We start from the raw sequence: 520 nt of genomic DNA, 5'->3' as shown, positions 1-520 counted from the left end.
CGGCGGGATCATGGCCTGTCCCTTTCGCACGGCTTTTCCCTTTCGGGCTGCACATCAAACGTATCCGGTTGACCTATTCAGTTCTCGGCTGTCGCCAGCTCGCATGAGCGCATTGTTCATAGTGCGCCCATGCCAACCGGCAGCAACATCGAAAGGTCCTATCGGGAAAGGCGGCAGGATGCCGCCTTTCTCCCTCCTATACCTCAGTTGCGGAGATATGCCGCCAGCATATCAATAAACTGCGTATTGGTCGGCGCCTGCATCAACGGAGCGCCTGTGATGAGGTCAAGAAAGCTATGGTCCGGATACTTCCAGCAAGTCTGGATCAATGTTCGCAAGTTGCGTTCCACGCAGCTGCTCGACGTATCAAACTTTTGCGCGGTCTCACGATAAAGGCGCTTGGTAATGAGCTGCACATATTTGGGATTCTCCCGCACCCGCTCGATCATGTACGCCGCTTGGCGAAAGCCAGCCAGCTTGCCGGAGGCACCGAGCATCCGCAGCAGGCGCTCGGCATCCA

At 56.7% G+C, this 520-nt stretch carries 1 protein-coding gene; it reads right to left on the bottom strand.

The annotated features are described in order from the left end of the window. Positions 1 to 203 precede the first annotated feature (203 nt). The coding region (locus KQI17_RS13485) for a sporulation initiation factor Spo0A C-terminal domain-containing protein (RefSeq protein ID WP_216496702.1) at positions 204 to 520 on the bottom strand (317 nt) is incomplete at its 5' end.

It is taken from the genome of Oscillibacter sp. MSJ-31, assembly GCF_018918025.1.
Lineage (GTDB): Bacteria > Bacillota > Clostridia > Oscillospirales > Oscillospiraceae > Hominicoprocola.
Note: the sequence above shows the minus strand (reverse complement) of the source record. Positions and strands in the feature narration are given on the sequence as shown.